This is a genomic window from Agromyces tardus, assembly GCF_003710805.1.
Lineage (GTDB): Bacteria > Actinomycetota > Actinomycetes > Actinomycetales > Microbacteriaceae > Agromyces > Agromyces tardus.
On the sequence record NZ_RHHB01000061.1, the window covers coordinates 1 to 21351 of the forward strand.

Below are 21351 nucleotides of genomic sequence, written 5' to 3' on the forward strand. Positions count from 1 at the left end.
CGCCGGCGGGGGCGTAGTCCGGCCGCGCGGCGGGCGGCACCGCGCGGCGGGCGGCACCCCGCGGCGGGCGGCACCCCGCGGCATCCGCTCGGTCTCAGCCGTTCATGATCGTGGTGAGCGCGAGCACGATGATGAACCCGTTGAAGAAGAAGCTGAGCACGGAGTGCCAGGTGACGGTCCAGCGCACGCGGGTGGTCGTCTCCACGTCGTTGGGCGTGAAGCTCGTGCCGACCATGAACGACAGGTAGACGAAGTCGAGCAGGCCCGGGTTGGGCGTCGCGGGGAAGCGGAAGGGCGGCGGCGGGGCATCCGTCGCGACGGCACCCGGCATCGCGACCTCCGACACGGCGCCGTCGAGCGCCGCGGCATCCGTCACGAGCGCACCCGCCGCCTGCCGGCCCGCCGCAGCACCGGAGGCCACCCCGCGCACGTACAGGCGGTAGTAGATCTGCGCGAAGCCCCAGTGCAGGTACCCCCACGCGAGCAGCATCGCCCAGACCCCGAAGAAGTCGATCGCGCTGCCGAGGTCGGGATCGTCGCGCAGCACGAGCAGCTCGCTCGCGGCGGTGAGCCCGATGAGGCTCGCGACGATCGTGGTCACGAGGGCGACCAGCCGGCTGGGTGCGCGCGCGCCGGCCACGGTCGCCGTCGTGCGCCATGAGCGTCTCGAGAGCCAGCCGAGCACGCTCAGCCACGCGATCATGTACAGCGTCGACACGAGGCACCATGCGCCCAGCCAGAGCAGCTCGGTCTCGGTGCCGTCGGTCACCCACACGAACACCAGGCCGAGCCCTACGACCACCGCGAGCACCACGAGGTTCACGACGCGCACGGCCACGAGCGCGACCGACGTGATCGGGCGGATCGGCGCCTCCGTCATGCGAGCTCCCCACACGTCACGGATCACGGTCGCGAACGGCGGTCGACGTCGCGTCCCCCCATCGTGCCGTGTCGGCGGCCTCCGCGGCCAGAGGCGAGGCGAGCGGATGTCGCGTGGTGCGACATGCTGGGTGCATGCCAGCTGGTGCCGTGCCGCCGTCACTCACGCCCCCGCCCACGCCGCTGGGCCGGCTCGCCGCGCGGGTGCGACGCCTGGAGGCGGCCTCCGCCGCCCGTGCCCGCGTCGCCCGTGCCGGGGCCGCCCGTGCGGCCGCCCAGACCCACGCCCGCGTCGTGCTCGGCATCACGGGCAGCCCCGGCGCGGGCAAGACGACGCTCGCACGGGCGCTCGTCGACGAGCTGCCCGACGCCGTCCACCTCCCCATGGACGGCTTCCACCTCGCCAACGCCACCCTCGACCGGCTCGGCCTCCGCGACCGCAAGGGCGCGATCGAGACCTTCGACGGCTGGGGGTTCGTGGCACTGCTCGAGCGGGTCCGCCGCGAGACCGACCACACGGTGTACGCGCCCGCGTTCGAACGCGACGTCGACGAGCCCGTCGCGGGGGACATCGCGATCGCGGCATCCGCCCGGTTCGTGGTCGTCGAGGGCAACTACCTGCTGCACGACGCCGAGCCGTGGCGGCGGGTGCGCGAGTTGCTCGACGCGACGTGGTTCTGCGACGCCGACGACGACGAGCGACTCGACCGCCTCGTGCGCCGGCACACCGAGTTCGGGCGCTCGCCGGAGGCGGCCCGCGCTTGGGCGAACGACGTCGACGGGGCGAACGCCCGCGGCATCGAGCCGTCGCGAGCCCGCGCCGATCTCGTGGTGTCGGGGGTCACGTGGGAGGTCGTGGCCGAGCAGGCCTGACGACCTGCGCCCGGTCGACCCGGCGTCGGCGGCGGTGGCGCGTCGTGGAGGGTCACGCGCAGCCGCAGGACGGAAGCCCCTGACGCGCCGCCTCGGTCGCGACGAGACTGAACGGCGGACCGCTCGCCGAAGGAGGCCGCCATGCCCCACGAAGTGCACATCACGCAGACGCCCCACCGCGACCTCGCGGTCGTGCGCACCGCGACGACCTTCCCGGGCATCCCCGCGGCGATGGGCCAGGCGTTCGGCAGGGTCGCGGCCTACCTCGGGCCGCTCGGCCTGCTCGGCAACAGCCCCGCGGTGGGCCTCTACACCGACATGGACCTGCAGGCCGGAACGCTCACGGTGAGCGCGGGGTTCCGCGTGGGTCGCCCCGTCGAGGGCGACGGCACCGTCGTGCCCGCCGAGCTTCCCGCCACCGAGGTCGCGACGACGACGCACGTGGGCCCCTACGCGACGGTCTCCGAGGCGTACGACGCGATCGCCGCGGCCATGGCACTGCAGGGCCGTGAGCTCGACGAGTCCACGATGTGGGAGGAGTACTGGAGTCCGCCCGGCACCCCCGACGAGGACACCGTCACCGAGGTCTTCTGCCCGCTCAAGCCGGCGGCCTGACGCGCGGGGTCTTGCCGCGGCATCCGCTTCGCCCTAGCCTCTGGGGCAGCTGCGTCCCATCGCCGACGATCGGAGCCGACATGCCCGCGACCGCCCTGCCCTCAAGTGGAGACCAGCCCGGCGGTGCACCGGGCGCGAAGACCTGCGATGCGCGGGGCATGGTCGAGATCCACCGCATGTATCGCGCGAGCTTCGGCGAGGCGGCGTCGCTCGTCGAGGGCGTCGCGGAGGGGGACGCCACCCACGCCGACGTCGTCGGCGACCACCTCGCGATGCTCTCGGTGAGCCTCCATGCCCACCACGAGTTCGAGGACGAGCACCTCTGGGACACCCTCGAGGGCCGCGCGCCCGCGTGCACCGGGCACGTCGAGCGCATGAAGGAGCAGCACGCCGCGATGCTCGTGCACCTGAAGGCGCTCGACGCGGCCCTGCCTGCCTGGCGGGCGAGCGGCAGGGCGACGGATGCCGCGGGCGTGCTCGCGGCGCTCGGGGGCGTCAACTCGTCGCTCGCCGTGCACCTGCCCGACGAGGAGACGAACATCGTGCCCGTCATGGAGACCGTGCTCACCCAGAAGGAAGTGGATGCGGCATCCGTGCACGGACGCAAGGCCACGCCGAAGGGCAAGACGTGGGCGCAGCTCGGCGCGATCCTCGCGGCGCAGCCCGACGGCGGCGCGGCGTGGCAGCACGAGCACCTGCCGGCGCCGTTCCGACTGGTGTGGCGGTTGGTGGGCAAGCGGAGCTACGAGCAGAACCGCGCCGAGCTCGTGGGCGACGCGCGCCCGTAGCTGCGCACGCGGGAGTTCCTCCGCGGGAACCGGTACCGAAGTACCGAAGTACCGAAGTACCGAAGTACCGGCCGTCGCCGTCGACACGGACTCGTCGCGCCGGGTTCCGGCGCCGGAACGGCAGGCTCAGCCCGGGCGCACCGGGTCGCCCACGGTCAGGGTGGCGGATGCCGCGGGTTCGAGCAGCGGCACGATGCGGATGCCGAACCACGTCGCGCCATCCCATCGCCGATGTTTCGCGAGCGTGCGGATGGGCTCCTTCCCGCGGGCGATCGTGACGGGATCGATCGTGGTCATGACGCAGCGGTCGCAGATCTCGGTGACGCGGTAGCGCACGGTGCCGAGCTCGACGAACGGCCAGCCGTCCTCGGCGAAGGGCTCGTCGCCGTCGACCACGACGTTCGGGCGGAACCGCACCATGTCGAGCGGCGCGACGTCGCCGGGGGTCCACGCGTCGAGCTGCGCGAGCGACGCCTCGGTCGTGAGCAGCAGCGGTCCGGCGTCGGCGAGCGACAGTCCCTCGCCGGGCAGCCCGCCGTGCCGTTCGCTGATCACCCGCGCGAGCGGATCGGGCTGCCACACGAGCCTCACCGGCGCGCCGAGCCGCGCGCTCAGCCACTCGTCGGCCTCCTCGCCCGCGGGCAGCGCGGCGCCCTGGCGGGAGTGTCCGACCGGGATCGGCGCGGCATCCGTCGGCGGGTCCACCCGCAGCGGCTCGCCCGCGCCCGTGCCGGCGATGCCTGCGCCGCCGTCGTCGAGCAGCACGCCGCCGTCGGCGAGCGGCTCGACGCGGAGCGCGAGTATCCCATTGCGCTCACGGGCGGTGACGGGCGTGCCGTTCGCATCGACCACGCCCCAGCGACGATCGCCCTCGAGCCCCCACTGACGCACCGACGCCGAGCGCACGTCGACGCCCGCGAGCGACTTCACGGGATACAGCCGGATGCGGGTCACCTGCATCCGAGTACGGTATCGCGGGTGCGGCGGGCGGGCCGGCGGCTGCCGTGTCGGGTGGGCGTGCGAGCATGGGAGGCATGCCCGCCGATCCCCGCCCTCGCTCGGGCGCGTCGGGCGACGCGGGTGCAGCCGCGACGGGTGCCGCAGGCGACTGGCGCAGTGCGCTCGCGGGGCTCGCCGGGGCGGCGTCGGATCGCTCGGGTTCGCCACGCCACGACGAGCGAGCGGATGCCGCCGGCGCTTCCCGCGGCGCGGCGACGCGTCCGCTCGGGCTGCAGTTCGAGCTGCGGCGCCGGGTGCCGCGTCGCAGCGGACAGTGGCAGGGCCCGCGCGATGAGCCGGCCCGCCGGGCGGCATCCGTCGATCGACTCGCCGTGCGCCCGGTCAAGCAGGGCGCCCGCGGCGCGTGGATCAAGGACGGCCTCACCTGGCAGAACATCGCCTACCAGGCGAGCGCCGCGGGGGTCGATCCCGCGCAGTCGCGCTGGTTCGCGCAGTTCGCGATGCTCAAGGGCACGACCCCCGCCGTGTACGCCTACGGCTCGGAGTGGATCACGCTCGACGAGTTCGAGAGCCCGCTGCTGTGGGCGCTGCTCGCCGAGGCGGGGCGGCTCGGCGTGGCCCTCGTGGGGTCGGATGCCACGCCCGAGGTGGTGCTGCGGGGGAGCGCGTCGGTGGGGCTCGACGCTCGGATGGAACCGTCCGCCGATCGAGTAGCGCGGAGCGCGGTCCCCGCCGATCGAGTAGCGCGGAGCGCGGTTCCCGCCGATCGAGTAGCGCGGAGCGCGTATCGAGATCCCGACGGGAGTGGTCTCGATACGGCGCTGCGCGCCTACTCGACCGACGGGCACGGCGCCCTGGTGCTCACGCCGACCGTCGTGATCGACGGCGACGCGCATCCCGTCGAGGCAGTCCGCGCGACCCTCGGGCACGGGCTCTACCGCTTCGACTTCGACGCCGGACGCATCGAGCTCGCCCCACTCGCCGCCGAGCTCACCCCGGCGCAGCGCGCCCTGCTCGACGAGCCGCGCGTCATCCGGGTGCCGGCCGACGAGGTGCCGGTGTTCCTGCGCGGGCACTTCCACGGGCTCGCCGGCTCGCTGCCGATCACGAGCCTCGACGGCAGCTTCGAGGCGCCGCCGCTCCCGCCGGCGACGCTCGTGCTCGCGGCGGCGTTCGAGCCTGGCGACATCCTGCGCCTCTCGTGGACCTGGGAGCACGCCGACGGGCGCACGAGCCCGGTCGAGGCATCCGCCGCCGGAGCCGCCGGAACCACGGGCGCGGCGGGAGTCGCCGCCCTCGCGGCTGCCGCCGCCGACCCCGACCTCGACGACGACCTGCTCGCCCGGGTGCTCGACGAGCTCGGCTGGGTGCCGCTCGGCGCTCTCGTGCTGCGGGGCATCGACGCAGCCGAGTTCGCGGTCGAGCGGATGCCGCGGCTCGAGCGCCTCGCCGACGGCGGCGCCCTGCGCATCGACGTCACGGGCGACCGCCCCGACTACCGCGAGGCGACCGCGACCGCCGAGCTGCGCGTCACGACCGTGGAGTCGCGGCAGCGCGACTGGTTCGACCTCGGCGTGTGGCTCACCGTCGACGGCAAGCCGGTGCCGTTCATGCCGTTGTTCCGCGCGCTCGCGAAGGGGCAGCGCCGCCTGCTGCTCGTCGACAAGAGCTACCTGTCGCTCGCCGATCCTCGGTTCGACGAGCTGCGCGACCTCATCGAGGAGGCCGGGACGGTCGCCGAGTGGGAAACGGGGCTGAGGATCCACCGCAGCCAGGCGAGCCTCTGGGCCGACTTCGAGGACCTCGCTGATGTCTCGGAGCCGGCAGTGTCGTGGCGAGCGACGGTCGCGGGCCTCGACGGCGGCGTCGAGGAGCTGCCGCCCCCCGCCGGGCTCGCGCTGCCGCTGCGGCCGTACCAGCTCGCGGGGTTCCGCTGGCTCGCATACCTCTGGGCGAACGGGCTCGGCGGCATCCTCGCCGACGACATGGGACTCGGCAAGACCGCCCAGGCGCTCGCCCTCGTGCAGCACGCGGTCGAGGCCGTGGCCGGTCGAGGAGCGCCCGACGCAGTCGCCGGTCGAGGAGCGCCCGACGGAGTCGCCGGTCGAGGAGCGCCCGACGGAGTCGCCGGTCGAGTAGCGCCCGACGCAATCGCCGGTCGAGTAGCGCCCGACGGAGTCGGACGCGTATCGAGACCCGCCGGCCTGACAGGTCTCGATACGGCTGCGCCTACTCGACCGGCGGGGCGGGGGACGGGTCTCGATACGGCTGCGCCTACTCGACCGGCGGAGTGGGGGACGGGTCTCGATACGGCTGCGCCTACTCGACCGGCGGAGTGGGGGACGGGTCTCGATACGGCTGCGCCTGCTCGACCGGCGGAGCGGGGGACGGGTCTCGATACGGCTGCGCCTGCTCGACCGGCGGAGCGGGGGACGGGTCTCGATACGGCTGCGCCTGCTCGACCGGCGGGGGCGGGGGCGCGGGCGGCGCCGTTCCTCGTGGTCGCGCCCACGTCGGTCGCGTCGAACTGGGTGCGCGAGGCCGAGCGGTTCACGCCCGGGCTGCGCGTGGCATCCGTCACGGCGACCCAGTCGAAGCGACGGCAGAGCATCGCGGATGCCGCGGCCGGCGTCGACCTCGTCGTCACCACGTATGCGGTGCTGCGCCTCGAGGCCGCCGCGTTCGCCGAGGTCGAGTGGGGCGGACTCGTGCTCGACGAAGCCCAGTTCGTGAAGAACCCGGCGACGAAGGTGCACGAGGCGGCCCGCGGCATCCGTGCGCCATTCAAGCTCGCCGTCACGGGCACGCCCATGGAGAACCACGTGGGCGAGCTGTGGGCGCTGCTCGACATCGTGGCGCCGGGGCTGTTCCCGTCGCGTCGGCGATTCGACGAGCGCTACCGCCGCCCGATCGAGAACGACGGCAACGCCGAGCGGCTGGCGCTGCTGCGCCGCCGCATCCGTCCGCTGATGCTGCGCCGCACGAAGGAGCTCGTCGCGCCCGAACTGCCGCCGAAGCAGGAGCAGGTGCTCGAGGTCGAGCTCGCGCCGAAGCACCGGCGTCTCTACGACGTGGTGCTGCAGCGCGAGCGGCAGAAGCTGCTCGGCCTCATCGACGACCTCGATCGCCAGCGCTTCATCGTGTACCGCTCGCTCACGCTGCTGCGGATGCTGGCGCTCGATGCGTCCCTCGTCGACGCCGAGGCGTACGCCGGCATCCCCTCGGCCAAGCTCGATGCGCTCTTCGAGCAGCTCGACGACGTGCTCGCCGAGGGGCACCGCGCACTCGTCTTCAGCCAGTTCACGACGTTCCTCGGGCGCGCGGCGTCGCGACTGGATGCCGCGGGCGTGCCGTACACGTACCTCGACGGCTCGACGCCGGTGCGCCGCCGCGACGCCGAGATCGCGCGGTTCCGGGCGGGCGAGGCATCCGTGTTCCTGATCAGCCTCAAGGCGGGCGGGTTCGGGCTGAACCTCACCGAGGCCGACTACGTGTTCCTGCTCGACCCGTGGTGGAACCCCGCGAGCGAGGCGCAGGCGATCGATCGCACGCACCGCATCGGCCAGGCGAAGCAGGTGATGGTCTACCGGCTCGTCGCCGCCGGCACGATCGAGGAGAAGGTCATGGAGCTGAAGGCCCGCAAGGGCGAGCTCGTGTCGTCGATCCTGAGCGGCGATGCGGATGCCGCGTTCGCCGGCTCCCTCACGGCCGACGACCTGCGCGGGCTGCTCGAGGGGTGAGCCGCGTCGCGGGTCGTCGTGATCCTCGGCGGCCCTCGCGACCGAGCACCTTCTCGAGGATGATGGGCAGCGAGGCGGAGGAGCGGCGCATGCGCGATCGGGCGAACTGGCTGGTGTGGGCGCAGTTCCTGCTGCTGGCGCTGCTCGTGCTCTGGCCGGGCGAGCGGATGTGGGGAGCGCCCTGGGTCACCGCCGTCGCGGTGGTGCTCGGCGTCGCGGGTGTCGCGCTCGCCGGTGCCGGGATCGCGGCGCTCGGGCGCGACCTCGTGCCGTGGGTCGCGCCGAAGCCGGGAGCGCCGCTGCGCACCGCCGGCATCTACCGGTTCACTCGCAACCCGATCTACCTCGGCATCCTCGTCGCCGCGGCCGGCTGGGTGCTCTGGCGGGGACGCGTCGAGCTCCTCGTGGTCTGGCTGCTGCTCGCGATCGTGCTCGTCGTGAAGGCGCACGCCGAGCAGCGTCGCCTCATCGACGCCTACGGCGACGAGTACCGCGAGTACGCGGCGCGCACGCCGCTCATCCTGTGGGGCCGCGGCATCCGCTGAACCGTGCCGACTCGCTACGAGGCGACCGACGTGTCGGGCCGCGGTGCCACCGCGTCCTCGGACACCTCGAGCGGACCCGTTTCGAGCAGGTGCATGATCGCGTTGAGGGGGATCGCCGCCCAAGTGGGCCGGTTGCGGCTCTCGTAGATCGCCTCGTAGACGGCCTTGTCGAGCTCGAACGCCGCGAGCAGGTCGCGGTACACGCGCAGGTCGAGGCCGACCGTGCCGACGTACCCGTCGAGGAACGCCTGCCGTGCCGCGGCGGCCCACGCTGCGGCCTCGTGCGCCTGGTCGGGGTGCGCGAGCGCCGTCGAGCCCGCGACGTAGTCGAACGACCGCAGCATCCCCGCCACGTCCCGCACCGGGAAGTCGGGCAGCCGTCGCTCGCTCATGGGCCGCAGCGGCTCGCCCTCGAAGTCGAGGAGCATCCAGCCACGACCGGGCACCGAGATCACCTGGCCCAGGTGCAGGTCGCCGTGGATGCGCTGCAGCTCGGGCCAGCGGCCGGAAGCCGCCCGCGCGTAGAACGCCTCGATCGCGGGGCGGTGCGGCTCGAGCTCGGGCACCTCGGCGACGGCGATCGTGAGCCGGCGATGCCAGGCGGCGATCGTGCCGTCGATGAGCTCGGCCGACGGCTTCTCGCGGGCGAACAGCTCCGAGAGGGCCATGTGCACGCGGGCGACCGCCGCGCCGAGCTCGCGCGACTCGTCGACGAACGGGGCACCGCCCGCCGCCGCGAGCAGTGCGACCCGCCACGCGTCCTCGACGCCGGGCAGGAACTCCTGCGCGAACGCGAGGTGGCCGCGGGCCCGGCCCGTCGTCTGTCCCACGTCGTCCCATTCGCCGAAGACGTCGCCCACGCTCGCGGGCACGTACGGCGAACCGGATGCCGCGAGGGCCGTCTGCAGCGTGACATCCGGGTTGTCGCCGTCGTGCAGCTGGCGGAAGACCTTGCAGATGACCGGCCCGGATCCCTCCGGCCGGTAGATGATCGACGTGTTCGACTGCTCGCCGCCGAGCACGGTGGCGGGAGCACTGAGCGGCGGCTTGGGGAGCCCGGATTCGGCGCCGGAGTAGTGGCCCGCGGCATCCGCCCCATCGGCGATCGCCGTGCCCTCGCCCACGATCAACGCGAGCAGCGCGTCGGTGAAGGCGCGGTCGGGTGGCCCGTCGTAGAGCAGTGTGCCGTCGTCGAGCCGCGCGATGAGATGAGCGGATGCCTCGGGCTCCGCCGCGGCATCCGTGGTCGGCGGCGTCGGCGGCGCCGACGTGCGTTCGACGACCGGCACCTGGTACAGGATCGGGGGAGTCGACGCGTCGTCCATGAGCAGCAGTGCGCGCACTCGCGCGCCGGGCTCGCCGCTCGGCAACTCCCAGGCGCCGATCTGGCGCAGGTTCGGCGAATGACCCTTGCCGCCGTACCACCGCTGACGCGGCATCCACTCGGCGATCGCCGTGATCGCGGTGCCCATGCCTGAACAGTAGAGGCGAGCCGCAGTGTTGTCGAGGAACGACGCGGTTCATGACTCCGCACTCCTCTCGTGGCGGATGTCCGGAGGCGAGCGCCGAGCCTCGAGGGCGCTCACGATCAGTTCCGGATGTATGACCAGAGCTCTCGCCACTCGGCCTTGGTCATGCCGGTCTCGGGATCGATGCGGTGGGGATCCTCGGCTTCGCTGATGCGGTGCTCAGCGGCGCGCAGCGCGCGTTCCAGTTGCTCACGATGCCGCTCGACGTACACGTGCACCGCCGCGGTGAGGAGGTCGGTCTTCGTGCGGCGCAACAGCACCGATGCTTCGGTCAACAACCGATCGGCGCGAATGTCGAGGCGCACCGGCCGCGTCGACCGGCCGGTGCCGACCCGCGCCCTCACCATGCGATGGGCGAGGTCGACGCCGTGGTGGCGCGGAGCGCGCGGGCCGAGATGAGTGTGTTCGCAGAAGCCGGGTGGTCGTCGAGGGTCATGGATCGCACGGTAGTCCGCCGTGCAGCAGCGCGCGCTGCGCCATGTGGCGTCTGTGCGCGAGGCTCCTGTTGTCTGCGCGGTGGAGGACCGGTGCCGTCCACTGAATGGGTCGGGCCAGGCTGAATGGGTCGGGCCAGGCTGAATGGGTCGGGCCAGGCTGAACGGGTCGGGCCAGGCTGAATGGGTCGGATGGCAGCGGTCGTTGGCGCGGCGCAGCTGCCGACGGCACGAGCCGATGGATCACCGGCCCCGACGCACGGGCCGACGTGCACGCCCGGCGCGCGGCATCCGACGCCATCGCCGTCGGCACGGGGACCGTGCTGGCCGACGACCCCGCGCTCACCGCCCGCGCACCCGGTGGCGGGCTCTTCGACGCCCAGCCCGTGCCCGTGGTGTTCGGGCGGCGCCGGGTGCCCGCCGACGCGGCGCTCACGCGGCATCCGCACGCCCCGATCCTGCTGCAGGGCACCGACCTCGCGACCGACCTCGCAGCGCTGCGCGAACTCGGCATCCGCTCGCTGTTCGTCGAGGGCGGGCCGACGCTCGCGAGCGCCTTCGTGGCCGCCGGGCTCGCCGACGAGCTGCTCGTCTACCTCGCGCCCTCCCTCATCGGCGGGCCGCGCCTCGCGCTCGGCGACCTCGGCGTCGCGACGATCGCCGACGCGCACCGCTACGAATTCGCCGACATCCGGCGCCTCGGCGACGACCTGCTCGTCGTCGCCCACCCCGCACCGAACGCCCATGCCAGACCGAACGAAGGGTCCTGAATTGTTCACCGGAATCATCGAGGAGCTCGGCACCGTCACCCGCGTCGAGCAGGCAGCCGACGTCGTGCGGCTCACCGTGCGCGGGCCGCGCGTCGTGGAGGACGCCCGGCACGGCGACTCGATCGCGGTCTCGGGGGTCTGCCTCACGGTCGTCGACTCCGACGCCGAGACGTTCACCGCCGACGTCATGCAGCAGACGCTGCGCATGTCGACCCTCGACGGGGTGCGCGAGGGACTCGCCGTCAACCTCGAGCGCGCCGCCCGCGTGGGCGACCGGCTCGGCGGGCACATCGTGCAGGGGCACATCGACGGCACCGCGCGGGTGCTCGAGGTGCGGCCCGGCGAGGCCTGGCGCGTCATCCGCTTCTCGCTCGACGACGCCATCGCGTCGCTCGTGGTCGACAAGGGCTCGATCGCGGTCGACGGCGTCTCGCTCACGGTGAGCGCCATCGGCGACGAGGCCGAGGGCTCCTGGTTCGAGGTCTCCCTCATCCCCGAGACGCTCGCCGCCACGACCCTCGGCGAGCGCGCGGTCGGCGACCGGGTGAACATCGAGACCGACATCCTCGCCCGCCACGTCGAGCGGATGCTGCAGCGCGGCGCACACCACACGCTTCCCTCGTCGCTCGCGGAACCCGCGGGCGAACCCCAGCACGCCGAACCGACCGGAGGAGCCGCATGAGCCTCGCAACGATCCCCGAGGTGCTCGACGCACTTCGCGCCGGGAAGCCCGTCATCGTGGCCGACGACGAGGCCCGTGAGAACGAGGGCGACGCGATCATGGCCGCCGAGTTCGCGACCCAGGAGTGGATCGCGTGGATGGTGCGCAACACGAGCGGATTCCTCTGCGCGCCGATGCCGAACTCGGTCGCCGACCGGCTGCAGCTGCCGCCCATGGTGCAGCGCAACGAGGACGCGCGCGGCACGGCGTACACGATCTCGGTCGACGCCGCCGACCGCAACAGCACCGGCATCTCGGCGGGCGAACGCGCGCACACGCTGCGCGTCCTCGCCGACCCCGAGTCGACGCCCGACCGGCTGATCCGCCCCGGCCACGTGCTGCCGCTGCGGGCGGTCGACGGCGGCGTGCGCGAGCGCGCCGGGCACACCGAGGCCGCGGTCGACCTCCTGCGCCTCGCGGGCCTGTCGCCCGTGGGCGTCATCGCCGAGATCGTCGCCGAGGACGGCGAGATGATGCGCCTGCCCGGCCTCATCGAGCTCGGCGAGCGCGAGGACCTCCCGGTCACGACGGTCGCAGCGCTCGTCGCGTACCTGCACGAGTGGCACCAGGGCCAGGACCTCGCGCTCGACCGCATCCCGGCGCCGGTCGCCGAGAGCTCGCGCGTGCAGTTCGAGGTCGAGACCGAGCTGCCGACCCTGCACGGCACGTTCCGCGTGCGCGCCTACCGCGACCGCAGCACGGGCGCCGACCACGTGGCGATCATCGCGGGCTCTCCCGAAGCGGATGCCTCGGGCGCGATCGTGCGCGTGCACTCCGAGTGCCTCACGGGCGAGGCGTTCGGCTCGCTCAAGTGCGAGTGCGGGCCGCAGCTCGACGCCGCGCTCGAGGCGATCCAGGACTCGGGCGGCGTCGTGGTGTACCTGCGGGGCCACGAAGGACGCGGCATCGGCCTCATCAACAAGCTGCGCGCCTACCGCCTGCAGGAGGCCGGCCTCGACACGCTCGACGCGAACCTCGCACTCGACCTGCCGGTCGACGCGCGGGACTACACCGCCGCGAGCGCGATCCTCGACGACCTCGGCATCGACCGCGTGCGCCTTCTCACGAACAACCCCGAGAAGGTGCGCCAGCTCGAGGCGCACGGCATCCGGGTCGCCGAGCGGCTGCCGCTCGTCGTCGGCGTGGGCTCCGGCAACGCCGCCTACCTCGAGACGAAGCGCACCCGGATGGGCCACTCGATCGACGACGAGCAGCTGACCGACGCTGCCGCCGACGCACTGCTGAAAGGACACGCATCATGAGCGGAGCAGGATCCCCCGAACTCGACGTCGACGGCTCGGGCCTGCGCGTCGTCATCGTCGCCGGAAGCTGGCACGACGAGATCACGAACGGGCTCATCGCGGGTGCGACACGCACCCTCGAGGCATCCGGTGCCGAGTTCTCGCTCGTGCGCGTGCCGGGCAGCTTCGAGCTCCCGGTGGTGTCGAAGGCGGCGCTCGAGGCCGGCGCCGACGCGGTCGTGGCGCTCGGCGTCATCATCCGCGGCGGCACCCCGCACTTCGAGTACGTCTCGGCGGCCGCGACCGACGGGCTCACGCGCGTCGCGCTCGACACGGGCAAGCCCGTGGGCTTCGGCGTGCTCACCCTCGACGACGAGCAGCAGGGCCTCGACCGTGCGGGGCTCCCGGGCTCGAAGGAGGACAAGGGACGTGAGGCCGCCGAGGCCGCGATCGCCACGGCGCGGGCGCTGCGCGCGCTCGCGGGCTGAGACCCGGCCCGCGCCGCGTGGCACGGGGCGGGCCGGAGGAGTGCCGGGGCGGGGAGAGCGGGCTACGGCTTCCAGACCATGAGCACGACGACCACGACGAGCAGCAGCGACACGACGCCGCTGCCGGCCGCGATCGCCGGGTAGCCGGATGCCGCGGGGGCGTCGGTCGACTCGAGCGCCGTGGCCGCCTTCCGCATGGCGGGCACCACGACGAACACGCTGACGGCGAACGCGACGACGTACAGGATGATCGACCAGAGGATCCACGGCGTCGTGAAGCTGAGGTCGTACTTGGGGTCGGCCATGCCCATGACGCCGAAGCCGAGCACGAACACGATGAGCGACAGCCAGGAGAAGATCATCGTGGACTTCGCGAGCGTCGCCACCTGGCTCGCGTTCCCCGCTCGCACGGCGCGCATCGCGGTCATCGGCAGGATCGCCATCGGGCCGACGATGAAGACGGCGGTCACGACATGCAGGATGGTGAAGAGGGTGTCCATGCGGCCAGCCTAGCCATCGGGAATGCGGCCCGGCATCCATCGTTCGGCGAGTGCCGGCTGCGGCTCGGCGTCGACGCCACCGCGACCGTTCGTCGCACGATCCCGACCGCTCGTCGCACCCGGCGAGCGCGGCCGCCGGGCACGCGCGTAGTGTTGTCCGGTTGCCACAAGCAGCGGTTCCACCACGCCGTCCGCGGTCCTGACGCCAGACCGACGCCCCCGTGCCCGGCCTCCCCCAGCCACCGGAGTCACAGCGTCCCCATGACCGCAACCGCATCCAGCCCCACTCCCGCCGCCGAGGCGCAGCCCGCCAACTCACGCAGCCGCGTCATCCTCGCGAGCCTCGTCGGCACGACCATCGAGTTCTACGACTTCTACGCGTACGCGACCGCCGCCGTGCTCGTGTTCCCGATCCTGTTCTTCCCGACGGGCGACGACACGACCGCGCTCCTCGCCTCGTTCGCCGTCTTCGGCGCCGCGATGGTCGCCCGCCCGATCGGCGCGATCGTCTTCGGCCACTTCGGCGACAAGTACGGGCGCAAGGCCACCCTCGTGGCCTCCCTGCTCACGATGGGCATCGCGACCTTCCTCATCGGCCTGCTGCCGACGTACGACCAGATCGGCTGGTGGGCGGCGCTCCTGCTGCTCGTGCTCCGCCTCGCGCAGGGCTTCGCCCTCGGCGGCGAGTGGTCGGGCGCCGCGCTCGTCGCGACCGAGAACGCCCCGAAGGGCCAACGCGCCTGGTACGGCACGTTCCCGCAGCTCGGCGCGCCCCTCGGCTTCATCATCGCGAACGGCGTGTTCCTCGCGATCAACCTGCTCTCCCCGTCGCGCGAGTGGTTCTTCGAGTGGGGCTGGCGCGTGCCCTTCCTCTTCTCGGCCGTCATGGTCATCGTCGGCCTCTGGGTGCGGCTGCGGCTCGTCGAGTCGGCGACCTTCACGAAGGCCGCGCGGCAGGGCGCGATCCGCAAGCTGCCGCTCGGCACGGTCTTCCGCCACAACTGGCGCGAACTCGTCCTCGGCACCTTCTTCATGCTGGCGACCTACGTGCTCTTCTACCTCATGACGAACTTCACGCTGTCGTACGGCACGAAGGCGGCCGACCTCGAGACGGCGTCGGCCACCGCCGCGGCCGCCGCGGAGGCATCCGGCAAGCCCTTCGACGCCACCGCGTTCGCCGCGCAGTTCTACCCTGGTCTCGGGTTCACGTACACCGACTTCGTGACGATGCAGATCTTCGGCGTCGTGTTCTTCGGCATCTTCACGATGCTCTCGGGCCCGATCGCCGACCGGATCGGGCGCCGCCGGCTGCTCATCTGGGTCACTTCGCTCATCATCGCGTTCGGCCTGAGCTTCAACTACTTCCTCATGCCGCAGCTCGATCCGAAGTTCACCGGCGCCCTCACGATGGCGTTCCTCGTGTTCGGCTTCACCCTCATGGGCGCCACCTTCGGCCCGATGGGCGCGCTGCTGCCCGAGCTGTTCCCCACGAACGTGCGCTACACGGGCTCGGCCATCGCCTACAACGTCGCGTCGATCCTCGGCGCGGCGGTCGCGCCGCTCATCGCGGTCGCGCTCTGGGCGGCCGCCGACGGCGAGCCGTGGCCGGTGGGCGTGTACCTCTCGGTCATGGGCGTCCTGACCCTCGTGGCGCTCATCATCTCGAAGGAGACGAAGGACGTCGACTACGACGAGGCGGGACTCGGCGCCGACACCCAGCTCGCCGAGGCCGAAGCAGAGGTCTCGTCCCTGTAGGGGCGGCACTGCGAACGACAGGGCGGATGCCGCGGCCACGAGCCCGCGGCATCCGCCCTGTTTCATGCCCGTGAACCCTGCCCGCCGCCCCTTCTCGACGGTCCGGCCCCGGCGTAGCATGAGGCCCGACAGGGTCGCCGGGTTCGCAGCCGGCAACGTCGACGCCCGGCCCCGGAGACGGCGGGTGCGGCATGAACATGACGATGGACATGATGAAGGGCGCCATGTCGGCGTCGGAGATGCCCATGCAGGGCATGGACATGGACATGATGCAGGAGTGTATGGAGGCCCTCTCCGCGTGCATGCAGGCGTGCATCATGTGCGCCGACTCCGACGCGGGCGAGGGCATGGGCCGATGCGCGGCGATGTGCTCGAACTGCGCCGACGTCTGCGACACGATGATGCGCATGATGCTGCGCATGAACGGCTACGACATGCAGGTGATGATGTCGATGATGGAGACGACCGTCATGATGTGCCGCGCCTGCTCGGCCGAGTGCATGATGCACGCCGAGATGAGCGAGCACTGCCGCATGTGCGCGATGGCGTGCGATCAGGCCGTGATGGCCATGGAGAAGATGATGGGCTCGATGAAGGGGATGATGCCCGCGGGGTGACGCCCGCTGCTGCGGCGTTCGTCGCGCCGACCGTCGTGCTCAGATCGCGGCGACGCTGAATCGGTCGTCGCCGCGGGCGAGCACGCCGTAGACGCCGTGCAGGGCGACCGGGTCGCCCACGGCGATACCGCCCGTCAGGGCTCCGTGGTGCCACACGCGATGCGCGCCGCCCTCGAGGTCGACGAGCTCGACGAATCCGTCGGATGCCGCGGCCACGACGATCGCGTCGATCCACCGGCTCGCGGCGATGCGCGAGAGGCGCTCCTGCATGGGGTGCAGCCCGTGGCCCGGACGATCGCTCGTGCACGCCTCGCCCTCGACGCAGCCGCGCATGCCCATCGCCACGCCCGTGCGGGGCTGGGCGGCGGTGTGCGGCTTCGGGGTCGACATGCGGGCTCCTCGTGGTCGGTTCGGTGCAGGCGACGATACGCCGGGGCGCGGCGGATGTCGCGGCGGCCCGTCACACGCGGAAACACTCGGGTCACCTGCCGAAACTCCCCGGGCGGGGCTAACGTGGCGGCATGTTCATCCACATGTCGATCCACCGGCCGAACCCCGGGTACGAGCAGGCGGTGCTCGACTCGATGAACCGGGTGCGGCTCGCCGCACTCGGCACCCGGGGGCTGCTCGACATCGGCCCGTGGCGCGAGGTCGAGGGCGGCCGCATCGTCGGCATCGCGCGATGGGAGACCCGCGCGCACTGGGAGGCCGCGCTCCCGTCGCTCTTCGCGGTCGCCGAGGACGACGACCCCGACGGGCTCTGGTACGCGGCGCCGCCCGAGCGCATCCTGCTCGAGGACGCCGAGGCGGAGCCCCGCGGCGACGGGTGAACGAACGGCGGCGATGCGATCGGCGTCGGGCTCCCACGCAGCATCCGATCGATCGCCGCACGCTCAGTCGAGGAAGAGCGCCCGCAGCCGTTTCGTGGTGAACGTGAGGCCTACGGCGATCATCACGACGAAGTACGCCACATGCCACAGCAGCCCCCAGTCGACGGCGCCCGTGGTGAGCGAGCGCACGAGCTCGACGCCGTGCCAGAGCGGGAGCGCCTGGATGATGCGCTGGATCGCCTCGGGGTAGACGCTCAGCGGGTAGAACGTCGCGGAGAACAGGAACATCGGCAGCATCACGAAGTTGATCCAGTCCATCTGCTGGAAGGACTTCAGGTAGCTCGTGATCGCCATGCCGACGCTCGCGAAGCCGAAGGCGATGAGGAGCACGGCCGGCAGGGCGAGGAGCGCCCACCAGGAGAGGGTGAGCCCGAGCACCTGCATGACGAGCAGGAAGCTCACGGCGTAGAGCGCGCCGCGCAGGAGCGCGAGGAGGATCTCGCCGAGGGCGACGTCGAGCGGACCGAGCGAGGTGGCGAGCATGCCCTCGTAGAGCCGGGCGAACCGGATCTTGAAGAACACGTTCCAGGTGGAGTCGTAGATCGCGCCGTTCATCGCCGCCACGGCGAGCAGGGCCGGCGCGATGAACGCCGCGTACGGCACCTCCTGGCCGTCGACGGCGACCGTGCCGACGAGCGCGCCGAGGCCGATGCCGAGCGAGAGCAGGTAGAAGATCGGCTCGAACAGTCCGCTCAGCATCACGAGCCAGTTCGTCGAGCGGGTCGCGCGCCAGCCCCGGTACATGACCGCACGCGAGTTGCCTGCGTACAGCGCGCCGACGCCCCGGCGGCCGGCGCCGCGATGCTCGATCGCGTGGTCGACGACGCTCATGACGCGAGCCTCCGCGCCGCGATGCGCCGTGACCAGGCCCATCCGGCGACCGCCATGGTGACGAGCACCACGACGTGCACGACCGAGAGCCAGATGGGCTCGGGGTAGCCGAAGGTCGCGACGCGGGCGAGCTCGGTGCCGTGCCAGAGCGGCGAGATCCAGCCGATCCACTGCAGGAACCAGGGCAGCTCCGACAGCGGGAAGAAGGTGCCCGAGAACAGGGTGAGCGGCAGCACGATGAGCCGCTCGACCATCGCGAGCTGCCCGGTGTCGTCGCGGATCGTCGAGGCGTACGCCATGAGCAGCGTGCCGAAGGCCATGCCGGTGAGGGTCGCGATCACGATCGCCAGCCAGCCCGTCGGCGAGGGGACCGCACCGAACAGCAGCATGAAACCGAAGTAGATCGCCACGGTCGCCGCGAGCCGCACGACGACGGAGATGACGAGGCCGTCGACGATCTGGCCGGGACTGATCGGCCCCGCGTGCATGCCGCTGAAGGTGGGATTCCACTTGTAGCCGAGCAGCACCGGGTAGGAGAACTCGATGGTGGCGGTCGTGAGGGCCGCGCTGCAGAGCAGGGCCGGCGCCACGTAGACGAGGTACCCGACCCCCTGCGCCTCGAGGCCGAGGTTCTGGTCGACGAGCGTGGCGAGCCCCACGCCCATCGCGTAGAGGTAGATGAGCGGCTCGCCGAACCCCGTGACGAGGATCGTCTGGCCGTAGGAGCGCATGACGCGGAACCGGTGCTCGGCCACGTACCAGGCGCCGAAGCGGCGCGGTCGTGCGCCCGCGGCGAGCGCCTGGCGGGCATCGTCGGTCGCGGCGTTCTCGGTCACGACGGGGTCTCGATACGCGGCTCCGCCGCGACTCGACCGGCGAGGATCGCTCATTCGATGAGGCTCCGTCCGGTGAGGCGCAGGAAGACGTCTTCGAGGCTCGACCGGCGCACGAGGCTCGTGCGCGGGTGCAGGCCCGCATCGACGATGCGCTCGAGCTCGGCCTCGCCGTCGGCGGTGTACACGAGGATGCGGTCGGGGAGCACTTCGACGCGGTCGCCGCTCCCCTCGAGCGCCCGGGCCACCTCCTCGTTGCGGTCGGATCCGAACCGCAGCTCGAGCACCTCGCGCGACGAGTAGCGGCGGATCAGCTCGGCCGGGGTGCCCTCGGCCATGATCCTCCCATGGTCGACGACGATGAGCCGGTCGCACAGCTGCTCGGCCTCGTCCATGTAGTGGGTCGTGAGCACGAGCGTCTTGCCCTGCTCCTTGAGGCGGAACAGCCGGTCCCACAGGATGTGGCGGGCCTGCGGATCGAGCCCCGTCGTGGGCTCGTCGAGCAGCAGGATGCGCGGGTCGTTGATGAGCCCGCGGGCGATCGTGAGCCGGCGCTTCATGCCGCCCGAGAGCGCGTCGACCTTCGCGTCGCCCTTGTCCTCGAGCTGGGCGAACGCAAGCAGCTCGTCGGCGCGCTCGGCGACGACCTTGCGCGGCAGGCCGAAGTACCGACCGTAGACGAGCAGGTTCTCGCGCACGCGCAGCTCGGTGTCGAGGTTGTCGGCCTGCGGCACGACGCCGAGCTGCGAGCGGATGTCGGGGCCGTTGCGGTCGGGGTCGAGCCCCAGGATCGACAACTCGCCGCCCGTGCGCGTGGACACCGCGCCGATCATGCGCATCGTGGTCGACTTGCCCGCGCCGTTCGGCCCGAGGAGCCCGAACGACTCCCCCGCGGCCACCTCGAACGACAGGCCGTCGACGGCGGCGACATCGCCGTAGCGCTTCACGAGGTCGACGGCGGAGATGACTGGCTGCGGCACGGTTCCCTACCGTAGCCCGCGGCACCGACAACGGCGAGCGGATGCCACAGGCCGGAGCCCCGACATAGCATGACCCTCATGCAGCCGACCCCGCCCCGCGGCATCCGCGTCGCCGATCACGTACGGGAGGCGGTCGCATCGGGCCGCCCCGTGCTCGCCCTCGAGTCCACGATCCTCACGCACGGGCTCCCCCGCCCGCGCAACCTCGACGTGGGCCTCGAGACCGAGGCGCTCGTGCGCGATGCGGGCGTCGTGCCCGCGACGATCGGCGTCGTCGCCGGGGTCGCGACCGTGGGCCTCACCGAGTCGGAGATCGAGCGCCTGTGCACCGCCGACGGCGTCGTGAAGGCGAGCACGCGCGACCTGCCCGTCGCCCGGGCCCAGGAGCTCGATGCTGGCACGACCGTGGCCGCGACGGCGTGGCTCGCGCATCGCGCCGGCATCCGCGTCATGTCGACGGGCGGGCTCGGCGGCGTGCACCGCGGCGCGAGCGAGACCTTCGACGAGTCCGCCGACCTGCCGACGCTCGCCGTCACCCCCATCACGCTCGTGAGCGCGGGCGTGAAGTCGATCCTCGACGTGGGAGCCACGCTCGAGCGACTCGAGACCCTCGGCATCCCCGTGGTCGGCTACCGAACGCTGCGCTACCCCGGCTTCTACGTGGCCGACTCGGGCTTCGCGCTCGAGACGCGCATCGAGAGCGCAGCGGATGCCGCGGCGATCGCCCGCGCGCGCGACGACCTCGGCCTCGACGCCGCCGTGCTCGTGGCCAACCCGATCGCCGAGGCCGAGCAGCTCGACCCCGGACTCCACGACCGCGTGCTCGCCGAGGCCCTCGCCGCGGCGGATGCCGCCGGCGTCACGGGACACGACACGACGCCGTTCCTGCTCGACTTCGTGCAGCGCGCGACCGGCGGCCGGAGCCTCGAGGTGAACCTCGCGGTCTACCGCGGCAATGCGGCCCTCGGGGCGGAGATCGCGCGTGCCGTCGCCGGCTGAGCGCGAGCGCGAGGGGGCCGCAGAGGCCGGGCGCGATGGCGCCGCGGCGCGACCGGCCGCAGCCGGGGTGCTCGTCGTCGCGGGCGACCTGCTGGAGGACATCGTGGTGTGGGCGTCGGAGCCGATCCGCGCGGCGACCGACACGGCGGCACAGGTGTTCCGCTCGCGGGGCGGCAGTGCGGCGAACGTCGCCGCCCTCGCGGCGCCGCGCACGCCCACCCGGTTCCTCGGCTGCGTCGGGCCCGACGGCGCGGGCGACGCGCTCGCGGCGGCCCTCGCCGCCACCGGGGTCGACGTGCGCCTGCAGCGGCGCGGCCCCCCCCGCGCGGGCGTGGGGCGCGGCGACCCCCAGGGCGGGCGCAC

Annotated in this window: 22 protein-coding genes and 1 pseudogene; 14 read left to right on the top strand and 9 right to left on the bottom strand. The window is 72.6% G+C overall.

All coding sequences use genetic code 11. The features are described 5' to 3' along the window. Positions 1-94: 94 nt before the first annotated feature. Complete coding sequence (locus tag EDM22_RS17545; RefSeq protein WP_138708130.1) at positions 95-880, bottom strand: DUF1345 domain-containing protein; 786 nt, start codon at positions 878-880, stop codon at positions 95-97. A gap of 134 nt (positions 881-1014) precedes the next feature. On the opposite strand from EDM22_RS17545, the gene EDM22_RS17550 reads away from it, so the two are divergent. The 3 genes from EDM22_RS17550 to EDM22_RS17560 all read left to right on the top strand — a co-directional run bounded on the left by EDM22_RS17550 (position 1015) and on the right by EDM22_RS17560 (position 3155). Then, positions 1015-1752: a nucleoside/nucleotide kinase family protein gene (locus EDM22_RS17550; RefSeq protein WP_122938382.1), complete on the top strand. Its 738-nt coding sequence runs from the start codon at positions 1015-1017 to the stop codon at positions 1750-1752. Positions 1753-1893: 141 nt separating this feature from the next. Beyond that, positions 1894-2367, top strand: a complete 474-nt coding sequence (locus EDM22_RS17555) for a GyrI-like domain-containing protein (RefSeq protein WP_122938383.1) — start codon at positions 1894-1896, stop codon at positions 2365-2367. A gap of 158 nt (positions 2368-2525) precedes the next feature. After that, on the top strand, positions 2526-3155 hold the full coding sequence (locus EDM22_RS17560; protein WP_245989522.1) for a hemerythrin domain-containing protein: 630 nt from the start codon (positions 2526-2528) through the stop codon (positions 3153-3155). A 126-nt stretch (positions 3156-3281) separates the two neighbouring features. Here EDM22_RS17560 and EDM22_RS17565 read toward each other — a convergent pair whose 3' ends face one another. Next, positions 3282-4115, bottom strand: a complete 834-nt coding sequence (locus EDM22_RS17565; RefSeq protein ID WP_122938385.1) for an MOSC domain-containing protein — start codon at positions 4113-4115, stop codon at positions 3282-3284. A gap of 74 nt (positions 4116-4189) precedes the next feature. On the opposite strand from EDM22_RS17565, the gene EDM22_RS17570 reads away from it, so the two are divergent. Beyond that, positions 4190-7855 carry a DEAD/DEAH box helicase gene (locus EDM22_RS17570; RefSeq protein WP_122938386.1) on the top strand — a complete coding sequence of 1222 codons (3666 nt, stop codon included), beginning with the start codon at positions 4190-4192 and terminating at the stop codon, positions 7853-7855. 89 nt (positions 7856-7944) lie between these two features. Further along, on the top strand, positions 7945-8400 hold the full coding sequence (locus EDM22_RS17575; RefSeq protein WP_170964197.1) for a methyltransferase family protein: 456 nt from the start codon (positions 7945-7947) through the stop codon (positions 8398-8400). A 14-nt stretch (positions 8401-8414) separates the two neighbouring features. On the opposite strand, the gene EDM22_RS17580 is transcribed toward EDM22_RS17575, so the two are convergent. Together EDM22_RS17580 and EDM22_RS17585 are read right to left on the bottom strand one after the other, a co-directional pair. Next, entirely contained in the window at positions 8415-9872 is a 1458-nt protein-coding gene (locus EDM22_RS17580) for a maltokinase N-terminal cap-like domain-containing protein (protein WP_122938388.1), read from the bottom strand. Positions 9873-9988: 116 nt separating this feature from the next. After that, on the bottom strand, positions 9989-10234 hold the full coding sequence (locus EDM22_RS17585; protein WP_138708131.1) for a hypothetical protein: 246 nt from the start codon (positions 10232-10234) through the stop codon (positions 9989-9991). 338 nt (positions 10235-10572) lie between these two features. On the opposite strand from EDM22_RS17585, the pseudogene EDM22_RS17590 reads away from it, so the two are divergent. The 4 genes and pseudogenes from EDM22_RS17590 to ribH form a co-directional block, all read left to right on the top strand. Beyond that, a pseudogene (locus EDM22_RS17590) lies at positions 10573-11133 on the top strand (RibD family protein); the annotation flags it as partial. 1 nt (position 11134) lies between these two features. After that, positions 11135-11815 carry a riboflavin synthase gene (locus tag EDM22_RS17595; RefSeq protein ID WP_122938391.1) on the top strand — a complete coding sequence of 227 codons (681 nt, stop codon included), beginning with the start codon at positions 11135-11137 and terminating at the stop codon, positions 11813-11815. Beyond that, entirely contained in the window at positions 11812-13116 is a 1305-nt protein-coding gene (ribA, locus tag EDM22_RS17600; protein ID WP_122938392.1) for a GTP cyclohydrolase II, read from the top strand. Before EDM22_RS17595 ends, ribA begins: the two co-directional genes overlap by 4 nt. Then, positions 13113-13583 carry a 6,7-dimethyl-8-ribityllumazine synthase gene (gene ribH, locus EDM22_RS17605; protein ID WP_122938393.1) on the top strand — a complete coding sequence of 157 codons (471 nt, stop codon included), beginning with the start codon at positions 13113-13115 and terminating at the stop codon, positions 13581-13583. Before ribA ends, ribH begins: the two co-directional genes overlap by 4 nt. 62 nt (positions 13584-13645) lie before the next feature. On the opposite strand, the gene EDM22_RS17610 is transcribed toward ribH, so the two are convergent. Then, the gene (locus EDM22_RS17610; RefSeq protein WP_122938394.1) at positions 13646-14083 is read right to left on the bottom strand and encodes a DUF2269 family protein; all 438 of its coding nucleotides are present in this window, start codon (positions 14081-14083) and stop codon (positions 13646-13648) included. 261 nt (positions 14084-14344) lie between these two features. Here EDM22_RS17610 and EDM22_RS17615 point away from each other — a divergent pair, with 261 nt between their 5' ends. Both EDM22_RS17615 and EDM22_RS17620 read left to right on the top strand, forming a co-directional pair. Further along, positions 14345-15838 carry an MFS transporter gene (locus EDM22_RS17615; protein ID WP_122938395.1) on the top strand — a complete coding sequence of 498 codons (1494 nt, stop codon included), beginning with the start codon at positions 14345-14347 and terminating at the stop codon, positions 15836-15838. Between the two features lie 191 nt (positions 15839-16029). Beyond that, positions 16030-16455 (top strand): four-helix bundle copper-binding protein, encoded by a 426-nt coding sequence (locus EDM22_RS17620; protein ID WP_245989524.1) that lies wholly within the window; start codon positions 16030-16032, stop codon positions 16453-16455. A gap of 39 nt (positions 16456-16494) precedes the next feature. Here EDM22_RS17620 and EDM22_RS17625 read toward each other — a convergent pair whose 3' ends face one another. Further along, positions 16495-16845 (bottom strand): hypothetical protein, encoded by a 351-nt coding sequence (locus EDM22_RS17625; RefSeq protein ID WP_122938396.1) that lies wholly within the window; start codon positions 16843-16845, stop codon positions 16495-16497. A 131-nt stretch (positions 16846-16976) separates the two neighbouring features. Here EDM22_RS17625 and EDM22_RS17630 point away from each other — a divergent pair, with 131 nt between their 5' ends. Beyond that, positions 16977-17285: an antibiotic biosynthesis monooxygenase gene (locus tag EDM22_RS17630; protein ID WP_122938397.1), complete on the top strand. Its 309-nt coding sequence runs from the start codon at positions 16977-16979 to the stop codon at positions 17283-17285. 63 nt (positions 17286-17348) lie between these two features. Here the strand turns inward: EDM22_RS17630 and EDM22_RS17635 are convergent, their stop codons facing one another. The 3 genes from EDM22_RS17635 to EDM22_RS17645 are packed head-to-tail and all read right to left on the bottom strand — an operon-like array spanning position 17349 to position 19989. Next, positions 17349-18176, bottom strand: a complete 828-nt coding sequence (locus EDM22_RS17635) for an ABC transporter permease (RefSeq protein ID WP_122938402.1) — start codon at positions 18174-18176, stop codon at positions 17349-17351. Next, positions 18173-19066, bottom strand: a complete 894-nt coding sequence (locus tag EDM22_RS17640) for an ABC transporter permease (protein WP_122938398.1) — start codon at positions 19064-19066, stop codon at positions 18173-18175. The genes EDM22_RS17635 and EDM22_RS17640 overlap by 4 nt, the downstream gene beginning before the upstream one ends. Next, positions 19063-19989, bottom strand: coding sequence for an ABC transporter ATP-binding protein (locus EDM22_RS17645; RefSeq protein WP_122938399.1), 927 nt, complete (start codon positions 19987-19989; stop codon positions 19063-19065). The genes EDM22_RS17640 and EDM22_RS17645 overlap by 4 nt, the downstream gene beginning before the upstream one ends. A 78-nt stretch (positions 19990-20067) precedes the next feature. Between EDM22_RS17645 and EDM22_RS17650 the strand changes: the two genes are divergently transcribed. Both EDM22_RS17650 and EDM22_RS17655 read left to right on the top strand, forming a co-directional pair. Continuing rightward, entirely contained in the window at positions 20068-20988 is a 921-nt protein-coding gene (locus tag EDM22_RS17650; RefSeq protein ID WP_212591986.1) for a pseudouridine-5'-phosphate glycosidase, read from the top strand. Further along, on the top strand, positions 20972-21351 hold a 380-nt coding region (locus EDM22_RS17655), incomplete at its 3' end, for a PfkB family carbohydrate kinase (protein WP_245989526.1). The genes EDM22_RS17650 and EDM22_RS17655, both read left to right, overlap by 17 nt.

Bases quoted from the DNA above. Each gene is read 5' to 3' on its own strand.
- EDM22_RS17570 (WP_122938386.1), top strand. From the start codon at position 4,190: ATGCCCGCCGATCCCCGCCCTCGCTCGGGCGCGTCGGGCGACGCGGGT.
- EDM22_RS17575 (WP_170964197.1), top strand. From the start codon at position 7,945: ATGCGCGATCGGGCGAACTGGCTGGTGTGGGCGCAGTTCCTGCTGCTG.
- ribA (WP_122938392.1), top strand. From the start codon at position 11,812: ATGAGCCTCGCAACGATCCCCGAGGTGCTCGACGCACTTCGCGCCGGG.
- EDM22_RS17650 (WP_212591986.1), top strand. From the start codon at position 20,068: ATGCAGCCGACCCCGCCCCGCGGCATCCGCGTCGCCGATCACGTACGG.
- EDM22_RS17545 (WP_138708130.1), bottom strand. From the start codon at position 880: ATGACGGAGGCGCCGATCCGCCCGATCACGTCGGTCGCGCTCGTGGCC.
- EDM22_RS17630 (WP_122938397.1), top strand. From the start codon at position 16,977: ATGTTCATCCACATGTCGATCCACCGGCCGAACCCCGGGTACGAGCAG.
- EDM22_RS17635 (WP_122938402.1), bottom strand. From the start codon at position 18,176: ATGAGCGTCGTCGACCACGCGATCGAGCATCGCGGCGCCGGCCGCCGG.
- EDM22_RS17620 (WP_245989524.1), top strand. From the start codon at position 16,030: ATGAACATGACGATGGACATGATGAAGGGCGCCATGTCGGCGTCGGAG.
- EDM22_RS17580 (WP_122938388.1), bottom strand. From the start codon at position 9,872: ATGGGCACCGCGATCACGGCGATCGCCGAGTGGATGCCGCGTCAGCGG.
- EDM22_RS17555 (WP_122938383.1), top strand. From the start codon at position 1,894: ATGCCCCACGAAGTGCACATCACGCAGACGCCCCACCGCGACCTCGCG.
- EDM22_RS17565 (WP_122938385.1), bottom strand. From the start codon at position 4,115: ATGCAGGTGACCCGCATCCGGCTGTATCCCGTGAAGTCGCTCGCGGGC.
- EDM22_RS17610 (WP_122938394.1), bottom strand. From the start codon at position 14,083: ATGGACACCCTCTTCACCATCCTGCATGTCGTGACCGCCGTCTTCATC.
- EDM22_RS17615 (WP_122938395.1), top strand. From the start codon at position 14,345: ATGACCGCAACCGCATCCAGCCCCACTCCCGCCGCCGAGGCGCAGCCC.
- EDM22_RS17625 (WP_122938396.1), bottom strand. From the start codon at position 16,845: ATGTCGACCCCGAAGCCGCACACCGCCGCCCAGCCCCGCACGGGCGTG.
- EDM22_RS17560 (WP_245989522.1), top strand. From the start codon at position 2,526: ATGGTCGAGATCCACCGCATGTATCGCGCGAGCTTCGGCGAGGCGGCG.
- EDM22_RS17640 (WP_122938398.1), bottom strand. From the start codon at position 19,066: ATGAGCGATCCTCGCCGGTCGAGTCGCGGCGGAGCCGCGTATCGAGAC.
- ribH (WP_122938393.1), top strand. From the start codon at position 13,113: ATGAGCGGAGCAGGATCCCCCGAACTCGACGTCGACGGCTCGGGCCTG.
- EDM22_RS17550 (WP_122938382.1), top strand. From the start codon at position 1,015: ATGCCAGCTGGTGCCGTGCCGCCGTCACTCACGCCCCCGCCCACGCCG.